The 26,331-nt window shown below is 68.9% G+C and carries 31 protein-coding genes; 17 read left to right on the top strand and 14 right to left on the bottom strand.

Annotated features, from left to right (window positions below; genetic code table 11):
• Positions 1–9: 9 nt before the first annotated feature.
• Complete coding sequence (gene rpsP / locus AC1RGU_RS11280; protein ID WP_007831311.1) at positions 10–273, bottom strand: 30S ribosomal protein S16; 264 nt, start codon at positions 271–273, stop codon at positions 10–12.
• 179 nt (positions 274–452) lie between these two features.
• Here rpsP and AC1RGU_RS11275 point away from each other — a divergent pair, with 179 nt between their 5' ends.
• Together AC1RGU_RS11275 and AC1RGU_RS11270 are read left to right on the top strand one after the other, a co-directional pair.
• Entirely contained in the window at positions 453–977 is a 525-nt protein-coding gene (locus tag AC1RGU_RS11275; protein ID WP_139701981.1) for a GNAT family N-acetyltransferase, read from the top strand.
• Between the two features lie 13 nt (positions 978–990).
• Positions 991–1,437 (top strand): TM2 domain-containing protein, encoded by a 447-nt coding sequence (locus AC1RGU_RS11270; protein ID WP_070062592.1) that lies wholly within the window; start codon positions 991–993, stop codon positions 1,435–1,437.
• 51 nt (positions 1,438–1,488) lie between these two features.
• Here AC1RGU_RS11270 and AC1RGU_RS11265 read toward each other — a convergent pair whose 3' ends face one another.
• From AC1RGU_RS11265 to hda, 5 genes are all read right to left on the bottom strand, one after another.
• The gene (locus AC1RGU_RS11265) at positions 1,489–2,499 is read right to left on the bottom strand and encodes an inorganic phosphate transporter (protein ID WP_062475084.1); all 1,011 of its coding nucleotides are present in this window, start codon (positions 2,497–2,499) and stop codon (positions 1,489–1,491) included.
• A 14-nt stretch (positions 2,500–2,513) separates the two neighbouring features.
• The gene (locus tag AC1RGU_RS11260; RefSeq protein ID WP_056571891.1) at positions 2,514–3,158 is read right to left on the bottom strand and encodes a DUF47 domain-containing protein; all 645 of its coding nucleotides are present in this window, start codon (positions 3,156–3,158) and stop codon (positions 2,514–2,516) included.
• A gap of 217 nt (positions 3,159–3,375) precedes the next feature.
• The gene (gene folK / locus AC1RGU_RS11255; RefSeq protein WP_492700005.1) at positions 3,376–4,014 is read right to left on the bottom strand and encodes a 2-amino-4-hydroxy-6-hydroxymethyldihydropteridine diphosphokinase; all 639 of its coding nucleotides are present in this window, start codon (positions 4,012–4,014) and stop codon (positions 3,376–3,378) included.
• Positions 4,011–5,648 (bottom strand): polynucleotide adenylyltransferase PcnB, encoded by a 1,638-nt coding sequence (pcnB, locus tag AC1RGU_RS11250; RefSeq protein ID WP_492700007.1) that lies wholly within the window; start codon positions 5,646–5,648, stop codon positions 4,011–4,013. Before pcnB ends, folK begins: the two co-directional genes overlap by 4 nt.
• 42 nt (positions 5,649–5,690) lie before the next feature.
• Positions 5,691–6,380: a DnaA regulatory inactivator Hda gene (gene hda / locus AC1RGU_RS11245; protein ID WP_056571899.1), complete on the bottom strand. Its 690-nt coding sequence runs from the start codon at positions 6,378–6,380 to the stop codon at positions 5,691–5,693.
• A 152-nt stretch (positions 6,381–6,532) separates the two neighbouring features.
• Between hda and purM the strand changes: the two genes are divergently transcribed.
• From purM to AC1RGU_RS11220, 5 genes are all read left to right on the top strand, one after another.
• The gene (purM, locus tag AC1RGU_RS11240) at positions 6,533–7,573 is read left to right on the top strand and encodes a phosphoribosylformylglycinamidine cyclo-ligase (protein ID WP_062475090.1); all 1,041 of its coding nucleotides are present in this window, start codon (positions 6,533–6,535) and stop codon (positions 7,571–7,573) included.
• A gap of 50 nt (positions 7,574–7,623) precedes the next feature.
• Positions 7,624–8,694 carry an AI-2E family transporter gene (locus AC1RGU_RS11235; protein ID WP_492700009.1) on the top strand — a complete coding sequence of 357 codons (1,071 nt, stop codon included), beginning with the start codon at positions 7,624–7,626 and terminating at the stop codon, positions 8,692–8,694.
• A gap of 112 nt (positions 8,695–8,806) precedes the next feature.
• Positions 8,807–9,379 (top strand): isochorismatase family protein, encoded by a 573-nt coding sequence (locus AC1RGU_RS11230; protein WP_492700011.1) that lies wholly within the window; start codon positions 8,807–8,809, stop codon positions 9,377–9,379.
• Positions 9,380–9,440: 61 nt separating this feature from the next.
• Complete coding sequence (locus AC1RGU_RS11225; protein ID WP_492700013.1) at positions 9,441–10,070, top strand: DJ-1/PfpI family protein; 630 nt, start codon at positions 9,441–9,443, stop codon at positions 10,068–10,070.
• A complete protein-coding gene (locus AC1RGU_RS11220) occupies positions 10,040–11,035 on the top strand; it encodes a GlxA family transcriptional regulator (RefSeq protein ID WP_095950560.1) in 996 nt (331 codons plus the stop codon). Before AC1RGU_RS11225 ends, AC1RGU_RS11220 begins: the two co-directional genes overlap by 31 nt.
• Here AC1RGU_RS11220 and AC1RGU_RS11215 read toward each other — a convergent pair.
• A complete protein-coding gene (locus AC1RGU_RS11215; RefSeq protein WP_492700015.1) occupies positions 11,032–12,324 on the bottom strand; it encodes an RNA polymerase sigma factor in 1,293 nt (430 codons plus the stop codon). The two genes, AC1RGU_RS11220 and AC1RGU_RS11215, sit on opposite strands and share 4 nt — an antisense overlap.
• Positions 12,325–12,467: 143 nt before the next feature.
• Between AC1RGU_RS11215 and AC1RGU_RS11210 the strand changes: the two genes are divergently transcribed.
• A complete protein-coding gene (locus AC1RGU_RS11210; RefSeq protein WP_492700029.1) occupies positions 12,468–13,361 on the top strand; it encodes a formylglycine-generating enzyme family protein in 894 nt (297 codons plus the stop codon).
• Between the two features lie 13 nt (positions 13,362–13,374).
• On the opposite strand, the gene AC1RGU_RS11205 is transcribed toward AC1RGU_RS11210, so the two are convergent.
• The 5 genes from AC1RGU_RS11205 to murJ all read right to left on the bottom strand — a co-directional run bounded on the left by AC1RGU_RS11205 (position 13,375) and on the right by murJ (position 17,292).
• A complete protein-coding gene (locus AC1RGU_RS11205) occupies positions 13,375–13,794 on the bottom strand; it encodes a YciI family protein (RefSeq protein WP_095950563.1) in 420 nt (139 codons plus the stop codon).
• Between the two features lie 31 nt (positions 13,795–13,825).
• Positions 13,826–14,248 (bottom strand): YciI family protein, encoded by a 423-nt coding sequence (locus tag AC1RGU_RS11200; protein WP_062477217.1) that lies wholly within the window; start codon positions 14,246–14,248, stop codon positions 13,826–13,828.
• A gap of 122 nt (positions 14,249–14,370) precedes the next feature.
• On the bottom strand, positions 14,371–14,799 hold the full coding sequence (locus AC1RGU_RS11195) for a bleomycin resistance protein (RefSeq protein WP_056571928.1): 429 nt from the start codon (positions 14,797–14,799) through the stop codon (positions 14,371–14,373).
• Positions 14,800–14,822: 23 nt separating this feature from the next.
• Positions 14,823–15,674 carry a SirB1 family protein gene (locus tag AC1RGU_RS11190; protein WP_492700017.1) on the bottom strand — a complete coding sequence of 284 codons (852 nt, stop codon included), beginning with the start codon at positions 15,672–15,674 and terminating at the stop codon, positions 14,823–14,825.
• A gap of 64 nt (positions 15,675–15,738) precedes the next feature.
• Positions 15,739–17,292, bottom strand: coding sequence for a murein biosynthesis integral membrane protein MurJ (gene murJ / locus AC1RGU_RS11185; protein ID WP_492700019.1), 1,554 nt, complete (start codon positions 17,290–17,292; stop codon positions 15,739–15,741).
• A 118-nt stretch (positions 17,293–17,410) separates the two neighbouring features.
• Between murJ and rpsT the strand changes: the two genes are divergently transcribed.
• A complete protein-coding gene (rpsT, locus tag AC1RGU_RS11180; protein WP_056571937.1) occupies positions 17,411–17,725 on the top strand; it encodes a 30S ribosomal protein S20 in 315 nt (104 codons plus the stop codon).
• Between the two features lie 163 nt (positions 17,726–17,888).
• Here the strand turns inward: rpsT and AC1RGU_RS11175 are convergent, their stop codons facing one another.
• Entirely contained in the window at positions 17,889–18,227 is a 339-nt protein-coding gene (locus tag AC1RGU_RS11175) for a DUF3579 domain-containing protein (RefSeq protein ID WP_119558463.1), read from the bottom strand.
• 160 nt (positions 18,228–18,387) lie between these two features.
• Here AC1RGU_RS11175 and AC1RGU_RS11170 point away from each other — a divergent pair, with 160 nt between their 5' ends.
• Genes AC1RGU_RS11170 through AC1RGU_RS11155 form a run of 4 tightly spaced genes read left to right on the top strand, consistent with a single transcriptional unit; the run spans position 18,388 to position 21,444 of the window.
• Complete coding sequence (locus AC1RGU_RS11170) at positions 18,388–19,599, top strand: aspartate aminotransferase family protein (RefSeq protein WP_492700021.1); 1,212 nt, start codon at positions 18,388–18,390, stop codon at positions 19,597–19,599.
• Positions 19,596–20,531, top strand: coding sequence for an ornithine carbamoyltransferase (argF, locus tag AC1RGU_RS11165; protein WP_159275677.1), 936 nt, complete (start codon positions 19,596–19,598; stop codon positions 20,529–20,531). The genes AC1RGU_RS11170 and argF overlap by 4 nt, the downstream gene beginning before the upstream one ends.
• A gap of 30 nt (positions 20,532–20,561) precedes the next feature.
• Positions 20,562–21,122 (top strand): hypothetical protein, encoded by a 561-nt coding sequence (locus AC1RGU_RS11160; protein ID WP_492700023.1) that lies wholly within the window; start codon positions 20,562–20,564, stop codon positions 21,120–21,122.
• Positions 21,123–21,126: 4 nt separating this feature from the next.
• Positions 21,127–21,444, top strand: a complete 318-nt coding sequence (locus AC1RGU_RS11155; RefSeq protein WP_159275675.1) for a YkgJ family cysteine cluster protein — start codon at positions 21,127–21,129, stop codon at positions 21,442–21,444.
• Positions 21,445–21,448: 4 nt separating this feature from the next.
• On the opposite strand, the gene AC1RGU_RS11150 is transcribed toward AC1RGU_RS11155, so the two are convergent.
• The gene (locus AC1RGU_RS11150; protein ID WP_062477192.1) at positions 21,449–21,925 is read right to left on the bottom strand and encodes an Lrp/AsnC family transcriptional regulator; all 477 of its coding nucleotides are present in this window, start codon (positions 21,923–21,925) and stop codon (positions 21,449–21,451) included.
• Between the two features lie 176 nt (positions 21,926–22,101).
• Here AC1RGU_RS11150 and kynB point away from each other — a divergent pair, with 176 nt between their 5' ends.
• The 4 genes from kynB (at position 22,102) to AC1RGU_RS11130 (ending at position 26,245) form a co-directional block, all read left to right on the top strand.
• Complete coding sequence (kynB, locus tag AC1RGU_RS11145) at positions 22,102–22,746, top strand: arylformamidase (RefSeq protein WP_159273237.1); 645 nt, start codon at positions 22,102–22,104, stop codon at positions 22,744–22,746.
• A 13-nt stretch (positions 22,747–22,759) separates the two neighbouring features.
• Complete coding sequence (gene kynU, locus AC1RGU_RS11140) at positions 22,760–24,040, top strand: kynureninase (protein WP_492700025.1); 1,281 nt, start codon at positions 22,760–22,762, stop codon at positions 24,038–24,040.
• Positions 24,037–24,897: a tryptophan 2,3-dioxygenase gene (gene kynA / locus AC1RGU_RS11135; protein ID WP_095746431.1), complete on the top strand. Its 861-nt coding sequence runs from the start codon at positions 24,037–24,039 to the stop codon at positions 24,895–24,897. Before kynU ends, kynA begins: the two co-directional genes overlap by 4 nt.
• Positions 24,898–24,991: 94 nt before the next feature.
• Positions 24,992–26,245, top strand: a complete 1,254-nt coding sequence (locus tag AC1RGU_RS11130) for an SMI1/KNR4 family protein (RefSeq protein WP_492700027.1) — start codon at positions 24,992–24,994, stop codon at positions 26,243–26,245.
• The last annotated feature ends 86 nt before the right edge of the window (positions 26,246–26,331 follow it).

The following is a 26,331-nucleotide window of genomic DNA, read 5'->3' as shown; positions in this document are numbered from 1 at the left end:
GCGGGCGGCTTAGGCGGCCGCCTTGGGGGCCGCGGCAGCGGCTTGCTTGATCAGGCGCAGCACCGTGGGCGAAGCCTGGGCACCGACGCTCTTCCAGTACGCGAGGCGGTCCTGGGCGATGCGGATGCTTTCTTCGTTTTCCTTGGCGGTCGGGTTGTAGAAACCCAGGCGCTCGATGAAACGGCCATCGCGGCGAACGCGCTTGTCCGACACGACGATGTTGAAGAACGGACGGCCTTTGGAGCCGCCGCGGGAGAGTCGAATGACGACCATGATTTATCCTTGGGTGGTCAGCGAGCCAGTTCAAATAGAAAGAGGCCCGCTCACGATGTTCTTCCAGCGTCGAGACACGCGACATGGCCACCCGGCCAGCGCACGCTGAAAAGCCCATGATTATAGCCCGACCCGGGTTTTTCTCCGAATTCCGGCCCCGCGCCGCCGCCCTCACCCGCATGACCCTCACCCTCCGCCCCAGCCGCGACGAAGACATCGCAGCCATCACGGCCATCTATGCGCACCACGTGCTGCACGGCACCGGCACCTTCGAAACCGAGCCCCCGTCCGAGGCCGACATGGCCGCCCGGCGCGCCGACGTGCTGGGCAAGAACCTGCCCTACCTCGTGGCCGAAGAAAACGGCGAAGTGTTGGGTTTTGCCTACTGCAACTGGTTCAAGCCCCGCCCGGCCTACCGGTTTTCGGCCGAAGACTCGATCTACATGTCCGAGGCCGCGCGCGGCAAGGGCGTAGGCGCGCAGCTGCTGGCGGCGCTCTCGCAGGCGGCCGAAGCGGCCGGCGTGCGCAAGCTGATCGCGGTGATCGGCGATTCGGCCAACGCCGGCTCGGTCGGCGTGCACCGCAGCCAGGGCTTCACGCACGTGGGCGTGCTGAAAGACTGCGGCTGGAAGTTCGACGCCTGGCGCGACGTGGTCCTGATGGAAAAAGTACTCGGCGAAGGCAGCCGCACCAAACCCGAATGATGTGATGAAGAAAATGAAAAGCAAGACCGTCGCCGCCTGGCTCTCCTTCCTCGGTGGCCCGCTGGGCCTGCATCGCTTCTACCTGCGCGGCATGGGCGACTGGCTCGGCTGGCTGCTGCCCATTCCCACGGCGCTGGGCATCTACGGCATCGAGCGCTTGCGCATGTACGGCGTGGACGACGGCGTGAGCTGGGCGCTGATCCCGCTGCTCGGCTTCACGATCGCAGGCTGCGCGCTGATGGCGATCATCTACGGCCTGATGACGCCCGAGAAATGGAATGCCCGCTTCAACGCTGGCGCAGCGCCCGACGCCGCGCCGGGCCAGACCAACTGGCTCACGATCGGCGCCGTGGTCGCGTCTTTGTTCTTCGGCAGCTCGATCCTGATGGCGAGCATCGTGTACAGCTTCCAGCACTACTTCGAGCACCAGATCGAAGAGGGTCGAAAGATCTCGCAGTAGCCGGATCAAGCGCGGCAGCCTCTGCGAACGAGGCGCCGACGCTTCAGTGCTTCAGAAAATCTGCCAGCTGAACCAGTAAGCCATCGCCGCGACGAAGGCCGAGGCGGGAATGGTCAGGACCCAGGCCCAGACGATGTTCCCCGCCACACCCCAGCGCACCGCGCTGGCGCGCTGCGTGGCACCGACGCCGACGATGGCGCCCGTGATGGTGTGCGTGGTCGACACCGGAATGCCCAGCGCGGTGGCCAGGAACAGGGTCAGCGCCCCGCCGGTCTCGGCGCAGAAGCCGCCCACGGGCTTGAGCTTGGTGATCTTCTGGCCCATGGTCTTCACGATGCGCCAGCCGCCGAACATGGTGCCCAGCGCAATGGCTGCGTAGCAGCTCACGATGACCCAGGTCGGCGGCACTGCGTCGCTGGCCGAGGCGTAGCCGGTGGCGATCAGCAGCATCCAGATGATGCCGATGGTCTTCTGCGCGTCGTTGCCGCCGTGGCCCAGGCTGTAGGCACCGGCCGAGACCAGCTGCAATCGCCGGAACCATCGGTCCACGCGCGACGGCGTGGCGCGCCGGAAGCCCCAGGCCACCACGATCATCATCAGCGAGCCCAGCAGGAAGCCCAGCAGCGGCGACACGAAGATGAAAGCCACGGTCTTCCAGATGCCGGAGGCCACGAGGCCGCTGGTGCCGGTCTTGGCGATCACGGCGCCCACGATGCCACCGATCAGCGCGTGCGACGAGCTGCTCGGGATGCCGTAGTACCAGGTGACGAGGTTCCAGCTGATGGCGCCGATGAGCGCCCCGAACACCACGTGCACGTCGACCACCCCGGGCTGGGCGATGCCCTTGCCCACGGTGGCCGCCACGCTCAGGTGGAAGACGAAGATCGCGATCAGGTTGAAGAAAGCCGCGAACACCACGGCCTGCCCCGGCTTGAGCACGCCGGTGGACACCACCGTCGCGATCGAATTGGCGGCATCGTGGAAGCCGTTCATGAAGTCGAACAGGATCGCGAGCGCGACCAGCACCACCACCACCCAGAGGGCGACCTGCACCGTTGTCATCGGCTGCTACCCGCTCAGGAATTCTCGAGGACGATGCCCTCGATCACGTTGGCCACGTCCTCGCACTTGTCGGTGATCGTCTCGAGCAGCTCGTAGATCGCCTTGAGCTTGATGACCTCGCGCACGTCCGGCTCTTCGCGGAACAGCTTGCTCATGGCGCTGCGCATCACGCGGTCGGCGTCGGATTCGAGGCGGTCGATTTCCTCGCAGGTCTTGAGCGTGGCCTCGGCCACGGCCGGATCGGCGATCTTGCCGAGGTACTTCACGGCGTCCTTGAGGCGGTCGCAGCACTTCACGCTCAGGGCCGTGAGGCGCACGATCTCGTCGGTCATGTGGCGCACGTCGTACAGCGCCATGGTCTCGGCCGAGTCCTGGATCAGGTCGGCCACGTCGTCCATCGTGTTGATGAGCTTGTGGATCTGCTCGCGGTCGATGGGCGTGATGAAGGTCTTGTGGATCAGGCGGTTGACGTCGTGCGTCACGCGGTCGGCGGCGCGCTCGGCGTTGTCGACGTCGCGGTTGTACTGTTCGCGCAGGTGCACGTCCGCATAGTGGGTGACGAGCTGCTCGAACGCACGCGCCGCCTCCACGATGCGCTCGGCATGCTGGTTGAACATTTCAAAAAAATTGCCCTCTCGGGGCAGCAGCTTGCCGAACATGGAAAAAACTCCTGGGACGCGCCAATCACAATTTCATGACGCCTTCGTGAAAACTTCCCGAGTTTAACGGGCGCGACCGGAACGACCGGTCGGGCCGACCTTCCGGCCCCGGCTTGACCGGCTCGCTCAGGCCGGCAGCTGCAGTGCCACGACCAGCCGCACGCACGCGGTAACGCCGGCGAGAGCGGGCAGTTGCGGCCGCCCCCCCCACGAGGGGTCAGCGGATTTTCTGGATGACCTGGCCGGTCACGCGTGCCAGCGCGGCGCGCGGCACCTTGTCGGGGGCAATCTCGGCCAGCGGCTTGAGCACGAAGGCGCGCTCGCGCATGCGCGGGTGCGGCAGGGTCAGCGTGGGGCTTTCGATCACCGAATTGCCGTGCATCAGCAGGTCGAGGTCGAGCGTGCGCGGCGCATTGGGAAAGGGCCGCTCGCGGCCGGCCAGCGTCTCCAGGCGCTGCAACGCGATGAGCAGTTGCTCCGCGTCCAGCCCGGTGCGCACGGCCACCACGGCGTTGATGAAGTCGGGGCCTTCGGCATCGACCGGCGCGCTGCGGTAGAGCGACGAGCGGGCCGTGACCTGGGTGCGTTGCAACGCGCCGATGGCGGCCATGGCCTCCTTCACGGTCGCCTCGGCATCGCCCAGGTTGGCGCCGATGGCGACGAAGGCCTGCACGGTCGGGTAGTCCTCGCGCGGACCGCGTGGACGACTCGTCGGTACGCGGCGCGCGGGCGGGCCGCTCTTGCTAGCGGCCGATGGCGGCTTGCCTCCGGCGCGCGGCGCGGGCTTGCCCCCCTTGGCGGCCTTGGCAGCCGGGGCGCTCTTCTTGCCGTCCTTCGGCCGGTCGGGCGTGCTCATTCGCCTGCGGCGCTCCCGCCGCCCTCGCTGCCACCACCACCGCTACCGCCGCCCACGGGGCGCGGCTTGCGCCGGCGCTTGCGCTTGCGCGGCGCGGCGGCTTCGCCATCCGGCGGCACGGCGTCGGCCTCGATGTCGGGTCCGTCGCCGTCGTCCGATTCGGTCGCGGCCTGTTTCTGGCGCACCGGCTGCTCGCTGCGCGGCTTGGGCGCAGCGGCCGGATCGCGCAGGCGCACGCGCTGACGCACCTTCTGTTCTTCGCGGACCTGTTCGAGCAGGTCCTGGCGGCGCAGGTCATCGGCGGTGCTGAACTCTTGCCACCACTCGGCGATGGCTTCACCGACCTCGCCCACGTCGGCACGCAGGCGCATGAAGTCGAAGGCCGCGCGGAAGCGCGCCTGCTCGACCAGACTGTAGGGCGTGGAGCCGGTGCGCTTGTCGAAGCGCGGCTGCATCATCCAGATCTCGCGCATGTCGGCGGCCAGCTTGCCGCGGCCCGACACGTCGCCGATGCGCGAATTGAACACGTCATCGATGGCGTCCTGCAGCGCCGGGAACGGCGGCTGCGGGCGCTGGCCGTGGCGGCCTTCCTGGCGCTGGGCCCAGCCGTCGCGCACGTCGGCCCACAGCACGCAGGCCAGGAGGAAACTGGGCGCCACGGGCTTGCCTTCGCCGACGCGGCGATCGGTGTCCTGCAGGGCGGCCTTCACGAAGGGCTGGTCGGCGCGTTCCACCACCACGTCGAGCAGCGGATAGATGCCGGTGGCGAGCCCCAGCTTGCGCAGCTGCTCGACCGTCGCGATGGCGTGGCCGGTCTGCAACAGCTTGAGCATCTCGTCGAACATGCGGCTTTGCGGCACGTCGGCCAGCAGCTTGCTCGATTCGATGAGCGGCGCGGCGGTCTTGGCTTCCATCTTGAAACCGAGCGCTGCGAGCTTGGCCGAGAAGCGGATCGCGCGAATGATGCGCACCGGGTCTTCGCGGTAGCGCGTGACCGGGTCGCCGATCATGCGCAGCGTGAGCTTCTGGGCGTCCTTGATGCCGTTGTGATAGTCGACCACGACCTGGTTGGCCGGGTCGTAGTACATGGCGTTGACGGTGAAGTCGCGGCGCGCCGCGTCTTCTTCCTGCGGGCCCCAGACGTTGTCGCGCAGCACGCGACCGCTGGCGTCCACGGCGTGCTTCATGCTCGCGAGCTCGCCCTTGCTGGTGCGTTCATTGCCGGCCACCTGCTCGGCGGCGGCGCTGTCCATGTAGGCGCGGAAGGTCGAGACCTCGATCACCTCGTGCTCGCGGCCGCGGCCGTACACCACGTGCACGATGCGAAAGCGCCGGCCGATGATGAAGGCGCGGCGGAACAGCGACTTGACCTGCTCGGGCGTGGCGTTGGTAGCCACGTCGAAGTCTTTCGGGCGCAGGCCCAGCAGCAGGTCGCGCACCGCGCCGCCCACCACGTAGGCCTCGTAGCCGGCCTGCTGCAGCGTGGTGACCACGTTCTTCGCGCGTTCGTCGACCAGGGCGGGATCGATCTTGTGAACCTCTGCCGGCACCTCCTGGCGCTTGCCGAAGCGGCTCTTGCCCTGTGCGCTGCCGGCGGACTTGCCGAGCAGCTTGTCGATGAATTTCTTGATCATTGGTTGTTTTTCGAGGAGGAGCAGGCGCTTCTTCTTATCTGTCTATTCGTTTTCGAGCATGGAGCGGATCAGCGGAATGGTGATCGCGCGTTGGGTCTGCAGGGCGTAGCCGTCCAGCTGCGACAGCAACTCCATCAGGCTGCCCAGGTCGCGGCTGAAGCGGTGCAGCATGAAGTCGAGCACGTCGTCGGACAGCATCACGCCGCGCGCGTCGGCCGCCTGGCGCAGCACCGCGCGGCGTTCGCTTTCACTCAGCACCTGCAGATGGAAGACATGGCCCCAGCCGAGGCGGGTGCGCAGGTCTTCGCGCAGCGGCAGGTCGGCCGGCGGCAAGGCGCCGGCGGCGACCACGCCGCGCTGCAGGGTCTGAGCGTTGACGAACCAGTTGAAGGCCGCGTGCTGCTGCACCGCGGTGTAGAGGTGGACGTCGTCGAGCAGGACGGCGCCCCAGCGCTCGTCGAACTCGGGCGGCTCCAGCAGGCCGGCGTGCAGCCAGCCCACGCTGGCGCCCTGCTCGGCCAGTGCGACACGCACGGATTCGAGCAGGTGGGTCTTGCCACTGCCGCTGTCGCCCCAGAGGTAGGTCGGCACCGGCGAGTGCAGCGCAGGGCTGCCGTCGGCGCCGCCCACCCACACTTGCAGGTGTCGCAGCGCCGCCTCGTTGGGGCCGGCAAAAAAGGCGTCGAAGCTGGGGCCCGTCGCAATGCCGATATCGAGCGCGAGCTGTTTCATCCCGGGAAGGTTCATGGAGGGGGCCCGGAGGGCCCTTAAAATCGTGAGGAATTCTATCGGCCCGGCCGCCTCGGTCGCCGGCGCCTCCCCTGCCCGCCCTTCCTCGCCGCTTCGCGAACCTTTTCGCTCCTTCTTCTCGACACCGCCCGCCCATGACCTCCTCCACGCCCACCCCGCTCAGCTACAAGGACGCCGGTGTCGATATCGACGCAGGCGACGCCCTGGTCGACCGCATCAAGCCCCTGGCGAAGAAAACCATGCGCGAAGGCGTGCTGGCCGGCATCGGCGGCTTCGGCGCGCTGTTCGAAGTGCCCAAGCGCTACAAGGAACCGGTGCTGGTGAGCGGCACCGACGGCGTGGGCACCAAGCTCAAGCTGGCCTTCGAATGGAACATGCACGACACGGTCGGCATCGACCTCGTGGCCATGAGCGTCAACGACGTGCTCGTGCAAGGCGCCGAGCCCCTGTTCTTCCTGGACTACTTCGCCTGCGGCAAGCTCGACGTGGACACGGCCGCGGCCGTGGTCGGCGGCATCGCCCGCGGCTGCGAAATCTCCGGCTGCGCCCTCATCGGCGGCGAAACCGCCGAAATGCCCGGCATGTACCCGGCCGGCGAGTACGACCTGGCCGGCTTTGCGGTCGGCGCGGTCGAAAAGTCGAAGATCCTCACGGGCCAGAACGTCAAGCCCGGCGACGTGGTGCTGGGCCTGGCCTCGGCCGGCGTGCATTCCAACGGTTTCAGCCTCGTGCGCAAGGTGATCGAACGCGCCGGCGCCGACCTGCCCGCCACCCTCGACGGCAAGCCCTTCCGCGAAGCCGTGATGGAGCCCACCCACCTGTACGTGAAGCCCGTGCTCGAAGCGCTGGGCAAGCACCCGATCAAGGCGCTGGCCCACATCACCGGCGGCGGCCTGCTCGAGAACATCCCGCGCGTGCTGCCCGAAGGCACCGCCGCCCACCTGAAGAAGGGCAGCTGGCCGCAGACCGAGCTGTTCGCCTGGCTGCAGAAGGTGGCCGGCATCGACGACATCGAGATGAACCGCACCTTCAACAACGGCATCGGCATGGTCGTGGTGATCGACGCGGCCGAAGCCGCCGCCTGCGCCGCCACGCTGCGCGCCGCCGGCGAATCGGTGCACGAGATCGGCGTGATCGCCGAGCGCGGCGACGGCGCGGCCGTGGTCGTCGCCTGATCGCGCGCCCTTTCTTTTTTCCTTTTTTCACCGCACGCCCCGCTCCCCGGATGGCCAAGCCGCTGCCCGACGCCACCTTCGCCGCCCCGCCCCAGGCCGCAACCTCCCGCCACGTGACACTGGCCAGCTACCTGCTGATGCTCGCGGGGCTGATGCTCGTGATGTGGCAGCACCTGCTGCCGGGGCTGCTGTGCGTGTGCATCGGCTTCCTCGTCGCGCGCTGGTTCGCCCGGCTGCTGGGCGGCTGGCTGTCGCGCCTGAAGCCCCTGCGTTCCGGCGCCGACGGCTTGGCCCGGGTGGTGGCGGTCACGCTGGTGCTGCTGGGCCCGATCGGCCTGGTCACGCTGGGGTTCTCGCAGGCGCGTGAATACGTGCTCGATGCGCCCGACCAGTACCGCGAACTGCTCGACTACACGGCCCGCACGGTGCTCGAACTGCGCTCCAAGCTGCCGGCCGACATCGCCGTCTACCTGCCCGAGGGCGCGGCCGAGGTGCAGCGCATCGTCGCCAACTACCTGCGCACGCAGGCCGGCTCGCTCGCCATGGCCGGACGCGCCTGGCTGGGCGGGCTGCTGTTTGCCTACGTGGGGTTGATCATCGGTGCGCTGGCCGCGGTGGCGCCGGCGCCGGCCCAGCGCCGGCCGCTCGCGCAGCAGATGTTCCAGCGCATCACCACCTTCGGCGAGGCCTTCGGCCAGATCGTCGCGGCGCAGTTCTGGATCGCCGCCTTCAACACGCTGCTGACCGCGATCTTCCTGCTGTTCCTGATGCCGCTGTGGGGCCTCGAGCTGCCCTACACGCCCGCCCTCATCACCCTGACCTTCGTGGCCGGACTGGTGCCGATCGTGGGCAACCTGGTCTGCAACTCGGTGATCACGCTGGTGGCGCTGTCGGTGTCGCCGGTCACGGCCGCGGCCTGCCTGGGCTTCCTGATCCTGATCCACAAGGCCGAGTACGTGATCAACGCCAAGGTGGTCGGCGCGCGCACGCAGATGCGCGTGTGGGAGCTGCTGTCGGTGATGTTCGTGGCCGAGGCGGTGTTCGGCCCCGCCGGGCTGGTGGCGGCGCCGCTGTACTACGCGTACCTGAAAAAAGAACTGCACGCAGGCGGCCTCGTCTAGAGGCTGCTTGATGTCCTGATCTGATCGGTTCCGGTCCGCTTCGGCGCGGACGACGGGCTGGCGGCGCCCAAGAATAGGCGGCATCATCCACTTTGCCTTGCCCGCCCCCGCCATGACCACCTGTCTGATTGTGATCGACGCCCAGGAATCGTTCCGCCACCGCCCGTACTGGAACGCCGCCCTGCTCGCGCCCTACCTCGAGGCCCAGAACGCCCTGATCGCCGGCGCCGTGGCGGCCGGACTGCCGGTGGTGCGTGTTTTCCACGTCGATCCGCCGCAGGTTGCGTCCAACCCCTTCGCGATCGAATCGGGCCATGTGCGCCCGATCGAGGGCCTAGCGTCCTTCGAGGCGGCCGCCACCTTCACCAAGCACCGCCACAGCGCGCTGGTCAACAGCGGCCTGGACGTGTGGCTCACGCAGCACGGCATCCGCCGCCTGATCGTGAGCGGCATCCGCACCGAGCAGTGCTGCGAAACCACCACGCGCCACGCCTCGGACCTGGGCTGGGAAGTCGACTACGTGACCGACGCCACCCTCACCTTCGACATGGTGCAGCCCGACGGCCGGCCGCTGTCGGCCGCCGACATCAAGGCGCGCACCGCGACCGTGCTGGACGGGCGCTTCGCCACGGTCTGCAGCGTGGCGCAGGCGTTGGCGCGGGCCACGGAAGGCGCGACCGCATGAGCGCCGCGCCGGGCCGCCCCAAGCAAGCTCGCACCGAAGTGCGAAGCACGGAGGTATTTCAATGACCCCGCTGCGCGTGCGCATCCTGGCCTACGACGGCGTCGAGGCACTCGACTTCGCCGGCCCCTTCGAGGTCTTCACCACCGCTGCCCGCGTCCACCAGCGCCTGCAGCCGGGTGCGCCCGCGCCGTTCGAGGTGGCCTCGGTCGCCCACACCCGCGCCGGGGAACCGGTGCAGGCGCGCGCCGGTCTGCGGCTGCTCGCCGACCACACGCTGGCCGATGCCGCCACCACCGCCGACGTGCTGGTCGTCCCCGGCGGCGTGGTCGATGCGCCGATGGCGAGCCCTGACACCCTGCGCTGGATCGCGCACTGCGCGGCCAGCGCGCAGCTCGTCGCCTCGGTCTGCACCGGCGTCTTCCTGCTCGCGCAAAGCGGCGTCGTGACGCGCGAAGCGGTCACCACGCACTGGGAAGACCTCGCCGACCTGCGCGCGCAATTCCCGCAGCTCGACGTGCGCGACGGCGTGCGCTGGGTCGACACCGGCCGCATCGTCAGCTCGGCCGGCATCAGCGCGGGCATCGACATGAGCCTGCACCTGGTCGAACGCCTGGCCGGACGCGAACTGGCCGAGCGCACCGGGCGCCAGATGGACTACGCATGGACCCACAACGAGCCCCTGTCCGCGTAGTCTTCGTGCTCCTGCCCGACAGCTTGGTGCTCGACTGGGCCGGGCCGGCCGAGGCGCTGCGCATCGCCAACCAGCGGCTGCGCGCGGCGGGCCAGCCCGAGCGCTTCGTCATCGAATTCGCGGGGCCGCGGCCCAGCATGAGGGGCTCGGTCGGCGTCGCGCTGTCGGGGCTGTCGCCGCTACCGACGCAGTGGGACGGTCCGGGCTGGGTGGTGCTGGTCGGCCTGCCAGGCGACACCATCGCGACCGACACGCCCGAGGCGCAGGACCTGCTGCACTGGCTGCGCGGCCAGCGCTTCACGCGCGGCGGCGTCGAGCTGGTCACGGTCTGCGCGGGCGCCCTGCTCGCGGCGCACGCGGGCGCGCTCGCGGGCCGGCGCGTCACCACGCACCACCATCACCTGGACGAGCTGCGCGCAGTGGAGCCGCGCTGCGAGGTGGTGAGCAACCGCGTGTTCGTGATCGACCCGCCGGTCTATAGCAGCGCGGGCGTCACGACGGGCATCGACCTGATGCTGCACCGCATCGCCGACACCTGCGGCGAGGCGCTGGCGGCCCAGGTGGCGCAGGCGATGGTGGTGGCGCTGCGGCGCGGCCCGCACGACCCGGAGCTGTCGCCCTTTCTCGCCTACCGCAACCACCTGCACGCGGCGCTGCACCGGGTGCAGGACGCGGTCAGCGAACAACCGCAGGCCGACTGGAGCGTGCCGCGCATGGCCGAGGTCGCCCACACCTCGGCGCGGCACCTGACGCGGCTCTTCGTCGAGCACGCGGGCGTGGCGCCGCTGGCCTACCTGCGCCGGCTGCGGCTGGCCGCCGCGCAACTGGCGCTGGCCTCGGGCGCCAGCGTGACGCGGGCGGCCGAACTGTCGGGCTTCGGCTCGGACACGCAGCTGCGCCGCGCGTGGCACCAGTTCGGGCTGCCGGGCTCGCCCTCCGCAGGCACCTCGGCGCCCGTCCGCTAAGGCCTGTCGCCGCAGGCCTCGGCGCGCGCCCGCAGCAGCGCCTGCTCGCGCGTGTTGCGCGTGAGCGAGGCGGCGCGCTGGAACTCCCGCCGCGCCTCGTCGCGGCGGCCCAGCTTGAAGAGCAGGTCGCCGCGCACGGTCGGCAGCAGGTGGTAGCCCTTCAGCGCGGGCTCGTCCTGCAACGCATCGACCACCTCCAGCCCCGCGGCCGGCCCGAAGGCCATCGACAGCGCGACCGCGCGGTTCAGCTCGACGATGGGTGACGGCGACAGCGCGGCCAGCGCGTCGTACAGCGCCGCGATGCGGACCCAGTCGGTCTCGCCCGCGGTGCGCGCGCGGGCATGGCAGGCGGCGATGGCGGCCTGCAGCGCGTAGGGGCCGAGCGCGCCGCCCAGCGCTTCGGCGCGCGCCAGCGCCGCCAGGCCGCGGCGGATCAGCAGCGGGTCCCAGCGCGCGCGGTTCTGGTCGAGCAGCAGCACCGGTTCGCCCGAGGCGCCCACGCGCGCGGCGGTGCGCGAGGCCTGGATTTCCATCAGCGCGACCAGCCCGTGCACCTCGGCTTCGCCGGGCACCAGCTCGGCCACGATGCGGCCCAGGCGCAGCGCCTCGTCACACAGCGCGGGGCGCATCCAGTCGTCGCCGGCGGTGGCCGAGTAGCCTTCGTTGAAGATCAGGTAGAGCACCTCGAGCACCGAGGCCAGTCGGGCTTCGAGCTCGTGGCGGCGCGGCACCTCGAAGGGCACGCGCGCCTCGGCCAGCGTGCGCTTGGCTCGCACGATGCGCTGCGCCACGGTGGCCTCGGGCACCAGAAAGGCGCGCGCGATCTCGTCGGTCGTCAGGCCGCCCATCAGCCGCAGGGTGAGCGCCACGCGCGCCTCGGTCGAGAGCACCGGATGGCAGGCGGTGAACACCAGGCGCAGCAGGTCGTCGCCGATGTCGTCGTCGAGCGCCGCATCCACGGCTTGCGCGAAATCGGCCTGGGCCATGGCGTGCAGCGCGTCGAGTTCGCGGCCGATCTCGGGCGCCTTGCGCTCGGCCAGCTGCACGTGGCGCAAGCGGTCGAGGGCGCGGTGCTTGGCCACCTGCGTGAGCCAGGCGGCGGGGTTGTCGGGCACGCCGTCGACGGGCCACTGCTCGAGCGCGGCCACCAGCGCGTCCTGCGCCAGCTCTTCGGCCAGGCCCACGTCGTGCACCTTGCGCGCGAGCGCGGCGATGATCTTCGCGGACTCGATGCGCCAGACCGCCTCGATGGCGCGGTGGATGGCGGCGGTGTCTGGTCCGCTGCTCATGCGGCCTCGCTGCGGCCCCGCGGGCCGGATAGCATGCGGCCATGACACCACGCCTCGTCTTGTGGAGCCTGGGTTTCGCGTTCGGCCTCGCCTGCGGCGGCGTGCGGGCGGACGACCTCGCCGTGGAGCGCAACAGCCTGGGCATGGCCTTCGTGCGATTGCCGGCCGGCGAATTCCTCATGGGCAGCGACGAAGCGCCCGAGGCGCTGGCACGCGACTACCCCCAACTGCCCAAGGAACGCTTCACCCAGCTGGCCGACGAAGGGCCGGTGCACAAGGTGCGCATCACGCGGGCGTTCTGGATGGGACAGCACGAGGTGACGGTGGGCCAGTTCCGGCGTTTTCTCGAGGCCTCGGGCCACGTGCCCGAATCGGTGGCCGACGGCACCGGCGGCTACGGCTGGCGTGCCGACTACGACCCCGCCACCACGCGGCGCGGCGACGCCTTCGAAGGCCGCGACCCGCGCTACTCGTGGCGCAACCCGGGCTTCGCACAGGGCGACGACCACCCGGTCGTCAACGTGAGCTGGAACGACGCGCAGGCGCTGGCCGCCTGGCTGAGCAAGACGGAGGGCCGGCGCTACCGCCTGCCGACCGAGGCCGAGTGGGAGTACGCCTGCCGCGCCGGCACGCGCACGCGCTACAGCACGGGGGACGATCCGGCCACGCTGCTGCGCGGGGCGAATGTATTCGACACGCGCAGCGCCGCGCATTGGCCGCGCTGGCGCGCGATGGCGCTCGCGGGTGACGACGGTTTTGCCTTCACCGCCCCGGTCGGCAGCTTCGCGCCGAACGCCTGGGGCCTCTACGACATGCACGGCAATGCGTGGGAGTGGGTGGCCGACTGGCATGGCGACGAATACTACGCGCGCTCGCCGGTCGACGACCCCCAGGGCCCCGCCACGGGCACCGTGCGCGTGCGCCGCGGCGGCTCCTGGCACACCTGGGCTTTCTATACCCGCTCGTCGTACCGCAACTGGAATGCGCCGGACACGCGCTACACGCTGGTGGGCATCCGGCTGGTGCGGGACGACTAGGCCCCGCTCACTTTCACTTCTTGAGCGTCTGCTGCATCGACGTGAACTCGCTCGCCACGTCCTGCACCTCGGGCGAGAAATCCTCGAGTTCCTGCACCTGGCGGATCTCGATGACCTCGTTCTCGCTGCCCGGGCAGCGGCTCGCCCATTCGATGGCCTCGGCGCGCGAGGCGACATCGATCAGCCAGTAGCCGCCCAGCACTTCCTTGGCCTCGGCGAAGGGGCCGTCGACCACCTTCGGCTTGCCGCCCGGAAAGCTCACGCGCGCGCCCATCGACGGCGGGTGCAGGCCTTCGCAGCCGATCAGCACGCCGGCCTTCTGCAAGGATTCGTTGAAGGCCATCATCGAGCCCACGCGTTCGACGTCGTCGGGCACGGTGCCGGGCGCCGCGCTTTCGTAGCCGTGGGGAATCATCAGCAGCATGAATCGCATGATCGTTTCTCCTTCGAGGAATGGATGAAGCTCAGCGGCCGGCCTTGGCAGCCGACTCGGCGCGCAGGCGGTCTTCCTGGGCCAGCAGCTCGGGCGTCATGGCCTCGCCGAAATCGGTGGCCTCGAAGACCTGGCGGATCTCGATCTCGCCTTCCTGGAAGGGGCTGCGCTTGATCCACTCGATGGCTTCTTCCTTCGACTTGACCTGCAGCAGCCAGAAGCCCGCGAGCAGCTCCTTCGTCTCGGTGAAGGGGCCGTCGATGACGGTGCGCTTCTTGCCTTCGCAGCGCACGCGCGCGCCCTTGGACGACGGGTGCAGCCCTTCGCCCGCCAGCAGCACGCCGGCCTTGACCAGTTCTTCGTTGAACCGGCCCATCTCGGTGAGGAGCTCGGTGCTCGGCATCACGCCGGCTTCGGAATCCTTGCTCGCCTTGACCAGAACCATGAATCGCATGTCGTTTCTCCTGAAAGTGGGTGGGATCGGGAGACGCCGGAATCTGCGTGCTCCTGTTCACACGTCGCGCGAGCGGGCCACGGATCGACACGGCCGCATCGATCCGCTTGTAATTTTGTGTTTCAGAGATAGCCGCAGAACCGCAGCACGTGGCCGTCGGGTTCGCGGATCGCGAATTCGCGCAGGCCCCAGGGCTGGGACGTGGGCGGCTCGATGATGGTCACGCCGCGCTTCACGTAGGCGGCATGCAGGCCGTCGATGTCCTTGCCGACGTGGATCACGATTTCGCCGCGCCAGGGCCGGGCCTCGCGGCTGCCGCATTGCCACAGGCGCAGGTACACGGGGTCGCCATAGCTGCGGTCGCCCTTCATCACGCGGGCGTAGCTGGGCGGCTCGCCGGCGATGAAGTCGATCTCGAAACCCAGCACCTCGGAAAACCAGCGCGCGGCGCGCGAGACGTCGGACACCGGCAGCACCGGCTGCACGCCGTGGAATTCGTGCAGCGTGCCCAGGTCGGGCGCCGCGCTCACGCCGGTGCGGGTGTCGGTCATGGGCGTTGTGGCTGTAGGGCTGGTTAGTTGGCCAGGCGCCGCAGCAGCGCCACGCGCTCGGCGATCGCGTCGATGTCGAGCGCGTCTTCGGCGTTGGCGAGGTAGGTTTCGAGGTCGCACACGGCCAGCGCCGCGTGGCCCTGCTCGGCATGCGCCACGCCGCGGTCGCGGTGCTCGCCCCAGGCGGTGGGCAAGAGCGCAATGAGGCGGTTCTGCACCGCGATGTAGCGCGGCCAGTCTTCCTGCGCGTGGTGCACTTCCTTCAGGTTGCGCAGCATGCGCGCGATGATCTCGCGCGGGCTCGCGGGCTGCAAGTACAGGCCCAGCGGCACGTCGAACTCGCCGACCAGCCCGTTGCCACGCTTGTAGGGTTCGAGCCGCTCGCCCAGCTCTTCGCGCGAGAGCGACTTGCCGGTGAACGGGTCGATCACGACCTGCCCCTTGGGCAGCGTGACCTTGACCATGAAATGCCCCGGGAAGCTGATGCCGCGCGTCTGCAGGCCCAGGCCCTGCGCCAGCTCCATCCACAGCACGGCCAGCGAGATCGGAATGCCGCGGCGGGTGCGCAGCACGGCGTTCAGGTAGCTGTTGTCGGGGTCGTAGTAGTCGTTGACGTTGCCGCCGAAATTCAGGTCGCTGAAGAAGAACTGGTTCAGCGCGCGCAGCCGGGCCAGCGGCGCGGCGTCGGCCGGCAGGCGGCGCTTGAGGCGCGCGAGCAGTTGGTCGACGTCGCCCAGCACCTGCTGCACGTCGAGTTCGGGGTATTCGTCCTGCGCGATGCTGGCGGCCGCTTCGAGCAGCGGAAAGTGGTCATCGCTGCCGACCAGCGACTCGAAATATTCCAGTGCCGTGGGAACCTGGTAGCTGAACGTCATATGGCTTTGTAGAGGAGCCCGCGGGGAGCGTCAAGGCAGTGTTTTCCGGCTCGCCAACGGCGCTTCAGCGGCGCATGAAACTGCGCAGGCGCACGCCTGCGGCGGTGAGCACGGCGAAATAGAGCAGCGCGGCGCCGGCGATGAGCGCGGCCAGAAGGCCGATGCGGTGCAGGCGCTGCGCGCGCAGGCCAACCCAGTCGAAATAGTGCGCGCCCCAGGCCAGCAGGGCCGCCAGCACCACGGTGCCCAGCAGCACCTGCAGCGCGAACTTGCCCCAGCCGGGCTCGGGGGTGTAGCTGCCACGCCGGATCAGGCCGATCAGCAGCCACAGCGCGTTGACCAGCGCGCCGATGCCGATGGTCAGTGTGAGCGCCGCGTGCTGCAGCAGCGGCACGAGGAAGAAGTTGAGCACCTGCGTGAGCACCAGCACGGTGACGGCGATCAGCATGGGCGTGCGCGTGTCGTGTTTGGCGTAGTAGCCGGGCGCGAGCACCTTGACGGCCACGAGGCCGACCAGCCCCACGCCGTAGCCCATGAGCGCCACGGTGGTGCGGCCGACGTCCTCGCCGGTGTAGGCGCCGTTGTGGAACAGCACGGCCACGAGCGGTTTGGCGAACAGCAGCAGCGCCACCGCGCACGGCGCCGCCAGCAGCACCACGAGGCGCAGGCCCCAGTCAAGCAGCGAGGAATAGCGCGTGTCGTCCTTGGCGGCGCGGGCGCCCGCGAGCTGCGGCATCAGCACCACGCCCAGCGCCACGCCGAGCATGGCGGTGGGGAATTCCATCAGCCGGTCGGCGTTGGTGACCCAGGTCACGCTGCCGGTGGCCAGGTGCGAAGCGATCTGCGTGTTGATGAGCAGCGAGATCTGCGCCACGCTCACGCCCAGCAGCGCCGGCAGCATGAGCTTCATGACCTTGCGGGTGGTCGGATCGGTCCACGCGGCGCGCAGCGCCTTGAAGCTGGCGCCGATGCGCGGCAGGAGCCCCAGCGCGCGCAGCGCCGGGATCTGCAGGGCCAGCTGCAGCACGCCGCCGACCATCACGCCCACGCACTGGGCGTAGATCGGCTCGATGCCGTAGCGACGGAACAGCGGCGCGCCGATGGAGATCGAAAGGATCAGCGCAATGTTGAGCAGCACCGGCGACGCCGCCGGCACCGCGAACTTGCGCCAGGTGTTGAGAATGCCGCCCGCCAGCGCCACCAGCGACATGAAGCCGATGTAGGGGAACATCCAGCGCGTCATGACCACGGCGGCGTCGAAGCCCTGCAGGCCGCTGGCCATGGCCCAGACCAGCAGCGGCGCGCCGGCCACGCCGGCCACGCACAGCACCACCAGGGCCCAGGTCAGCAGCGTGGCGACGTGGTCGACCAGCTCCCGGGCACCCTCCTGCCCCGCCTCGGTCTTGCGCGCGGCCAGCACCGGCACGAAGGCCTGGCTGAAGGCGCCCTCGCCGAACACGCGGCGAAACAGGTTGGGGATGCGAAAGGCGACGTTGAAGGCGTCGGTGAGCGCGCTGACGCCGAACACCGAGGCAAACAGCACGTCGCGCACGAGGCCCGTGATCCGCGAAGCGAGGGTCAGCAGGGAGACGGTGGAGGCGGATTTGAACAGGGACACGGGGGCGAGTGTAGGGCTGCGAAAGGTGGCAAAAGCAGGCAATTCGGCAAAAACCGGAACCCAGCCTATAATGGAGGGCTTTGCTGCATCATCCTCAGACACCTAAGGAACACTAAATATGGCATCCGCCAAGCCCAAGAAGAAGAACCCGCGCCTCGCGTCGGGCCGCAAGCGCGTCCGCCAGGACGTCAAGCTCAACGCTGCGAACACCTCGCTGCGCTCCAAATACCGTACCGCTGTCAAGAACGTCGAAAAGGCTGTTCTGGCTGGCGACAAGACCAAGGCAAGCGAACTGTTCGCGAAGGCCCAGAGCATCGTCGACACCGTCGCCGACAAGGGCATCTTCCACAAGAACAAGGCCGCCCGCGACAAGAGCCGCCTGTCGGCCAAGGTCAAGGCCCTTGCCCTGGCGCCTGAAAAGGCCGCCGCCTGACACCTGTCAGGCAAGCCCGGACCGGAATTCTCCGGTCCGCCGTTTGATCGGGGTGCGCTGCAGCAAGCAAAAGTGAAAAACCGCCTTCGGGCGGTTTTTTCATGGGCGCTCGAAAAGTGCCCAGGCCAGAGCGGCCCGCGCAGAAAAGAAAAAGGCCTGGAAGTCAGGCCTTTTTGGGAGGGGGCGGCGTGTCCGCCGGGTCGGGCACCAGGCAGGCCTCGGCCACCTGCAGGTTGTTGTCTTTGGCGAAGTTCACGCAGAAGTCCCAGGCCATGGGCTCGGCGTCGCGCAGGGCGCGGTTCACCACCACGCATTTCACGCCGTTGATGGTCGTGGGAATGCACCAGGGCGAATAGCTCAGGTGGCTGCCCGGGTAGGCGCCGCCGGGGCGGAAGGAGCACATGACGCCGGCGAGGCGTTCGGCCCAGTCGCTGGGGCGAAAAGTGCGGCCATCGTGGGTGATGCCCTGGATGAAGATTTCTTTGGCGTTGGGGGAAATCATCGTGAAGTGAGGCGACCGGAACAGGTGCTGCGGTGCAGCAAGCGATTGTATCCGGGGCCCTTTTTGCATCCTGAATGGGGGGCATTGCTGTGATGCGGAATCCTCAACGAAGCCGTCAAACCGCACGCCTAGAATTCGCGTTCCCTATCTGGAGAACCGAATGAGCGCCACCGCCCAGCAACCCACCTCGCCCCACGTCATGAACACCTACGGTCGCCTGCCGATCGCGCTGTCGCACGGCCAGGGCTGCCGAGTCTGGGACACCACGGGCAAGGCCTACCTCGACGGCCTGGGCGGCATCGCCGTCAACACGCTGGGCCACAACCACCCCGAACTGGTGCCCGCCCTGCAGGACCAGCTGACCAAGCTGATCCACAGCTCCAACTACTACCACGTGACCGGCCAGGAACAGCTCGCCACCAAGCTCACCGAGCTGTCGGGCCTGACCAACGCTTTCTTCTGCTGCACCGGCCTGGAAGCCAACGAAGCCGCCCTGAAGCTGGCCCGCAAGTTCGGCCACGACAAGGGCATCGAGCGCCCCGAGATCGTCGTCTACGAAGCCGCCTTCCACGGCCGCAGCATCGCCACGCTGTCGGCCACCGGCAACCCCAAGGTGCAGGCCGGCTTCGGCCCGCTGGTCGAAGGCTTCATTCGCGTGCCGCTGAACGACATCGAGGCGCTGAAGAAGGCCACCGAAGGCAACCCGAACGTGGTCGCCGTGTTCTTCGAAACCATCCAGGGCGAAGGCGGCATCAACCCGATGCGCGTCGACTACCTCCAGCAGGTGCGCCAGCTGTGCGACGAGCGCGACTGGCTCATGATGATCGACGAAGTGCAGTGCGGCATGGGCCGCACCGGCAAGTGGTTCGCCCACCAGTGGGCGGGCATCAAGCCCGACGTGATGCCGCTGGCCAAGGGCCTGGGCTCGGGCGTGCCGATCGGCGCCGTCGTGGCCGGCCCCAAGGCCGCCAACATCTTCGGCCCCGGCAACCACGGCACCACCTTCGGCGGCAACCCGCTGGCCATGCGCGCCGGTGTGGAAACCATCCGCATCATGGAAGAGCACAAGCTGCTCGAGAACGCCGCCACCGTCGGCGCCCACCTGAAGGCCGCGCTGGAGCGCGAGATCGGCAGCCTGCCGGGCGTGAAGGAAATCCGCGGCCAGGGCCTGATGCTGGGCATCGAGCTCGACCGCCCCTGCGGCGCGATCCTGAACCGCGCCTGCGACGCCGGCCTGCTGCTGAGCGTGACGGCCGACAAGGTGATCCGCCTCGTGCCGCCGCTCATCCTGAGCATTGCCGAAGCCGACGAGATCGTCGCGATCCTCGCGCCGATCGTCAAAACCTTCCTCTCGGAGCCCGTTGCGCAATGACGACCGCCGCCGCACCGAACGCCCTGCGCCACTACCTGCAGTTCTCGGACCTCACGGCCGACGAGTACGTCTACCTCTTCGATCGCATGGCGATCATCAAGAAGAAGTTCAAGACGTACGAAAAGCACCAGCCGCTGGTCGACCGCACGCTGGCCATGATCTTCGAGAAGGCCAGCACGCGCACCCGCGTGAGCTTCGAGGCCGGCATGTACCAGCTCGGCGGCAGCGTGGTGCACCTGACCACGGGCGACAGCCAGCTGGGCCGCGCCGAGCCCATCGAGGACAGCGCCAAGGTCATCAGCCGCATGGTCGACCTGGTGATGATCCGCACCTACGAGCAGACCAAGATCGACGCCTTCGCCGCGCACTCGCGCGTGCCCGTCATCAACGGCCTGACCAACGAGTTCCACCCCTGCCAGATCCTGGCGGACATCTTCACCTACATCGAGCACCGCGGCTCGATCCAGGGCAAGACGGTGGCGTGGGTCGGCGACGGCAACAACATGGCCAACACCTGGCTGCAGGCCGCCGAGATCCTGGGCTTCACCGTGCACGTGAGCACGCCCAGCGGCTACGAGGTCGACCAGTCGATCGCCGGCATCCGCTCGGGCGACAGCTACAAGGTCTTCAAGGACCCGATGGAAGCCTGCCGCGGCGCCGACCTGGTCACCACCGACGTGTGGACCAGCATGGGCTACGAGGCCGAGAACGAAGCGCGCCGCAAGGCCTTCGCCGACTGGTGCGTCGACGAGGACATGATGCGCATCGCCCAGTCCGACGCCCTCTTCATGCACTGCCTGCCCGCGCACCGCGGCGAGGAAGTGCAGGCCGAGGTCATCGACGGCCCGCAGTCGGTCGTGTGGGACGAGGCCGAGAACCGCCTGCACGCGCAGAAGGCGCTGATGGAGTTCCTGCTGCTCGGCAGGCTCTGACATCGATCCAATGAACCACCCGGGCGCCGCATGGAGTTGATGAACCGCTACCTGCCGCGCTACCAGTTCGCGGAGACGCACAGCCTCCACGTGCTCGCGCCGCCCGCGCGCGTGCTCGACGTGGCGGCCCGCCCCGAGATCACCGACGACCCCGTGGCGCGCAGCCTGATCGCGCTGCGCGAACTGCCGAACCGGCTGGCCAGCCGGCTCGGGCTGGCCGCCCCCACGCTGCGCCAGCGCGAGGCCTTCGGTTTTGCCGACTTCACGCCGCTGGGGCGCGACGGCGAACGCGAACTGGCCTTCGGCCTGGCCGGCCGCTTCTGGCGCTTCGACTACGGCCTGGTCCCGCTGGCCGACGGCCCGGCCTTCGCCGCGCTCGACGCCACGGGCCTGGCCAAGCTGGTGCTTCACTTCACGGCCGAGCCCGAAGGCACGGGCACACGCCTCACCACGCGCACCCGGGTCTGGTGCGGCGATGCCGCCGCGCAGCGCCGCTTCACCGCCTACTGGCTGCTGATCCGTCCCGCGAGCGGGCTGATCCGCCGCCGCATGCTGCAGCGCGTGCGTGACGCCGCGCTACTCGCTTCCTGATCCCATGTCTCCCTGCCAGACCTGCGGCGCCTGCTGCGCCAGCTACCGCGTCGACTTCAGCGTGCACGAGCTCGACGACCACGGCGGCCGCGTGCCCTCGGGCCTGGCGGTCGACGTGAACGACGCGCTTTGCCGCATGCGCGGCACCGACCACACGCCGGCGCGCTGCGCCGCGCTCACCGGCAAGATCGGCCAGTCGGTGGCCTGCGGCATCTACGAATGGCGCCCCAACCCCTGCCACGAGCTGCAGGCCGGCAGCGACGCCTGCCAGCGCGCGCGCCTGCGGCATGGGCTGCCGATGCTGTCCGACGAGCTGCACTGACCGCTCAGGCCACGGGCACTGGCAGTCCCCCCAACTGCCCCTTGAACTCCTGTAGAGAGAAATGCGTCTGCACATGGCGCACGCCCGGCAGGCGGTGCAGCTTGCGCTGCAGCAGGTCGGAATAGGCGTCGAGGTCCTTCGCGACCACCACGAGGATGAAATCCGCCGGCCCCGAGATGCCGTGGAACATCACCACCTCGGGAATGGCGCACACCGCGTCCTCGAAGGCGCGCGACGAGATCTCGGTCTGGTGGTCGATGCCGACCATCACGAAGGCCAGCACGCCGAAACCCAGCGCGCGCCGGTTCAGGCCCGCGTGGTAGCCGCCGATCACGCCGTCGTCCTCCAGCTTCTTCACCCGCCGCCAGCACGGCGACTGCGACAGGTGCGCCATCTGCGCCAGCTCGCCCGAGGTCAGGCGGGCGTTGTCCTGCAGCGCGCGCAGCAGCTGGAGGTCGGTTCGGTCGAGGTCGGCTTGCATGATTTGTTCTCCATTTCCTGTCGATTGAATAGATTATTCAATCTTTCTATGATTGATGGATAACTTCTCGACTCAAGGCAGTCACTGCGCATAGCATTCGGCACCCGCCGGCCCCTTGTGGACCGACTCCAACCGGCCCACACTGCCCTTTTTCTTCCTTCGCCCTGCCGCCCGCCATGACCGCCCCGCTCCGACTCTGGGACATCTCCGCCCCCGTGCACGCCGGCAGCCCGGTGTTCCCGGGCGACACGCCGTATTCGCAGCAGTGGTGCGCCACCATCGGCCCCGGCTGCCCGGTCAACGTGAGCGCCATCACGCTGTCGCCGCACGTGGGCACCCATGCCGACGCGCCGCTGCACTACGCCCCCGAGGGCCAGACCATCGGCCAGGTCGACCTCACGCCCTTCCTCGGCCCCTGCCGCGTGATCCACGCGATCGGCCGCGGCCCGCTGGTCACCTGGGAGCACATCGCGCATGCCGTGAACGACACGCTGCCCCCGCGCGTGCTCGTGCGCACCTACCCAGCCATGCCCGTCGACCGCTGGGACCCGCAGCTCGCGGCCTACGCGCCCGCCACCGTCGAGCGCCTGGCGGCCATGGGCGTGAAGCTCATCGGCATCGACACCGCCAGCATCGACCCGGCCGACAGCAAGACCCTCGACAGCCACCAGCGCATCCGCCACCTCGACCTGCGCGTGCTCGAGAACCTCGTGCTCGACGACGTGCCCGAGGGCGACTACGAACTCATCGCGCTGCCGCTCAAGCTGACGAGCGCCGATGCCTCCCCCGTGCGCGCCGTGCTGCGCGAACTTCCCCGCTGAAACCCTCCCTTCCATGACGACGACCCTCGCCGACTGCCGCGCCCTCGACGCGCAAGACCCGCTGCGCGCCCTGCGCGACCAATTCACTCTGCCCGAAGGCGTGCTCTACCTCGACGGCAACTCGCTCGGCGTGCTGCCCAAGGCCGCGCCCGCGCGCATCGCCGAAGTGGTGGCCAAGGAATGGGGCGAAGGCCTGATCCGCTCGTGGAACACCGCGAGCTGGTTCGACCTGCCGCAGCGCCTGGGCGACAAGGTGGCCCGCCTGATCGGCGCCGCGCCGGGCGAAGTGGTGTGCACCGACAGCACCTCCGTCAATCTCTACAAGGTGCTGTTCGCCGCGCTCTCGCAGCAGAAGACCAGCGGCCGCAAGCTGGTGGTCAGCGAGCGCAGCAACTTCCCCACTGACCTGTACATCGCCGAATCACTGTGCCGTGAGCGCGGCTTCACGCTGAAGCTCATCGATGCAGCCGAGCTGCCTGCTGCGCTGACCGATGAGGTCGCCGTGCTCATGCTCACGCACGTCAACTACCGCACCGGCGCCATGCACGACATGAAGGCCGTCACCGCCGCCGCGCACGCCGCGGGCGCGCTCACCGTGTGGGACCTGGCGCACAGCGCGGGCGCCGTGCCCGTGGCGCTCAACGACAGCAACGCCGACTACGCCATCGGCTGCGGCTACAAGTACCTCAACGGCGGCCCCGGCGCGCCAGCCTTCGCCTGGGTGAACACCAAGCACGCAGGCCAGTTCGAGCAACCGCTGTCGGGCTGGTGGGGCCACGCGGCGCCCTTCGAGTTCACGCCGCACTACCGCCCCGCGCCGGGCGTCGGCCGCTACCTGTGCGGCACGCAACCGGTCATCGCCTTGGCCGGGCTCGAATGCGGACTCGACACCGTGCTGGCCGCCGAAGCCTTCAACGGCACCGGCGGTGCGATGGCCGCGCTGCGCACCAAGTCGCTCGCGCTCACCGACCTGTTCATCCGCCTGGTCGAAGAACGCTGCGCCGGCCAGGGCCTGTCGCTCGTCACGCCGCGCGACCACGCACTGCGCGGCTCGCAGGTGTGCCTCAGCCGCGAGGAAGGCGCCTACGCCATCGTGCAGGCGTTGATCGCGCGCGGCGTGATCGGCGACTACCGCGCCGGCGATTCGCAGATGCCCGACATCCTGCGCTTCGGCTTCACGCCGCTGTATGTCGGCTTCGAGGATGTGTGGCACTCCGTCGAACACCTCGTGCAGGTGTTCGAAACCGGCGAGTGGCGACGCGCCGAATTCAACCGCAAGAACGCAGTGACATGAGCACCGACAACGACAACAACAAGACCCCCGAGTCGATCGTCCACGAAGAGAAGGCGCAGCTGGACTTCAGCAAGTCCATGAGCTACGGCGACTACCTGCACCTCGACGAGATCCTGAACGCGCAGCATCCGCTGTCGCCCGCGCACGACGAGATGCTGTTCATCGTGCAGCACCAGACCAGCGAACTCTGGATGAAGCTCATGCTGCACGAACTGCACGCCGCCGTGCAGTGCATCGCGCAAGAGCGCCTGCCTGACGCCTTCAAGATGCTCGCGCGCGTGAGCCGCATCATGGAACAGCTGGTGAGCGCATGGACCGTGCTCTCGACCATGACGCCGCCCGAATACACGGCGATGCGCCCCTACCTCGCCAACTCCAGCGGCTTCCAGAGCGCGCAGTACCGCTGCATCGAGTTCCTGCTCGGCAACAAGAACGCCGCCATGCTCAAGCCCCACGCCCACCGCGCCGACCTGCTCGCGCAGGTGGATGCAGCCTACCGCGCACCCTCGCTCTACGACGAATCGCTGCGCCTGCTCGCACGCCACGGCCTGCCCGTGCCCGCCGACCGCCTGGAGCGCGACTGGACCCAGCCCTACGAATCGAGCGACGGCGTCGAAGCCGCCTGGCTCACGGTCTATCGCAACCCGCACGACCACTGGGACCTGTACCAGCTCGGCGAAAAACTCACCGACCTCGAAGACGCCTTCCGCCTCTGGCGCTTCCGCCATGTGACCACGGTCGAACGCGTGATCGGCTTCAAGCGCGGCACCGGCGGCACGGGCGGCGTGAGCTACCTGCGCAAGATGCTCGACGTGGTGTTGTTCCCCGAGATCTGGAAGTTGCGTACCGATCTGTAGTGCGTCATGCAGGGGCTTGCAGCAGCCCCGGGCGAACGAGGGTTGCTCCCTCGGCGCAAAGCGCTACATTTTGGAGAACACGGAGGCCGCTGCCATGAACAACAACACCTCGTTCTCTGCCGAAGAGCTCTCCACCCTGCGCGAACACGGCGTCGTGCTGTTCGCCGATCGCGTGATCTTCGACGCGCAGCCGCCGATGCCGCAGCAGCAGATCGACGCGGTGCAGGCGCTGTGCGCCGGCCCGTTGCCCGAAGCGCTGGTCGCGCTGTGGCAGCACACGGCAGGCGGGCGCCTCGACTACGACCTCGCGTTGCCGATGAACGGCAACGTCGAGAGCGTCAGCTGGTCGGAGCTGTTCTGGGACGGCAGCGACGGCTACCGCGACCTGCAGGGCTGGATCGAACATGAGCAGGAACTCGCCGAGGAAGGGGCCGAAGACAGCGGCACGCCCTGGAGCGGCAAGCTCACGCACCTGCCCTTCGGCGGCTTCGAGTACTGCGACCGCGTCTATGCGGTGGTCGAGCCTGGCGCCACGCACGGCCAGGTCATCGCGTGGAAGCAGGGCCTGCCACCGGCCTGGACCCACGCGCTGCACGAAGACGGCCTGAGCCCTGTCGCGGCCGACCTGTACGGCGCCTTCGCGGCCCTGCACCTCGACGAAGACCCGCTGGCGCCGACGGGCGACTACTTCTCGGGGCAGGCGCTGCTCGCCTACCTCGACGATCGCCACGAAGGCTACGGGTTGGATCTCGACCTGATGGACAAGCTGGTCACCTTCTATTGCCGCGCCATCGTCGACTGGCGCACGCCGCTCGCCGACGGCACACTGCGCCATCACCCGGCGCTCGCACGCGCGGCACTGCGCCACGCGATTGCCACCGACGACGCTGCGCTGGTCGCCGAACTTGCCGCCGCAGGCCTGAACTTCGAAGGGCCGCATGAAGGCAGTGCACTCGCCACCGACGTGGCAGTGGGACACAGCGCCTTCGCCGCCGCGGCAGCGCTGGTGCGCGCAGGCGCGCCGGTAGCATCCGACGTGCTGCGCAACATCGACGGTCAGATCTCGCCCGAACTCACGAGCGCCCTGCTGGACAACGGCGCCGAGCCGACCGTGGCGGCCATCGTGAAGTGCGCAGCCTGCGGTGCGCCCGCCAGCGCGCATCTGATCGCCGACGCCTGCACGCAGATCGGCATCGACGTGCCGCCGGCCTTCGTGGCCGATCGCGACGCGATGCTGGTCGAGCTGGAAACCACGCTGGCGCAGATGCGCGATGGGACGCATGGGCATTACCTGGGGCAGGAAGGTCTCGCGGAGCGCATCGAGCATCTGCAGACGTTCCGGCTCTGACTTTTTTCGGGGCGACGCTCACGCCGACGGGGCACCTTGCTCCGCGAATGTCCCCCGGGCTTCGCCCTCCTCCTTGATTTCGCTGC

The organism is Variovorax sp. GW823-FHT02B07, from assembly GCF_058797695.1.
Note: the sequence above shows the minus strand (reverse complement) of the source record. Positions and strands in the feature narration are given on the sequence as shown.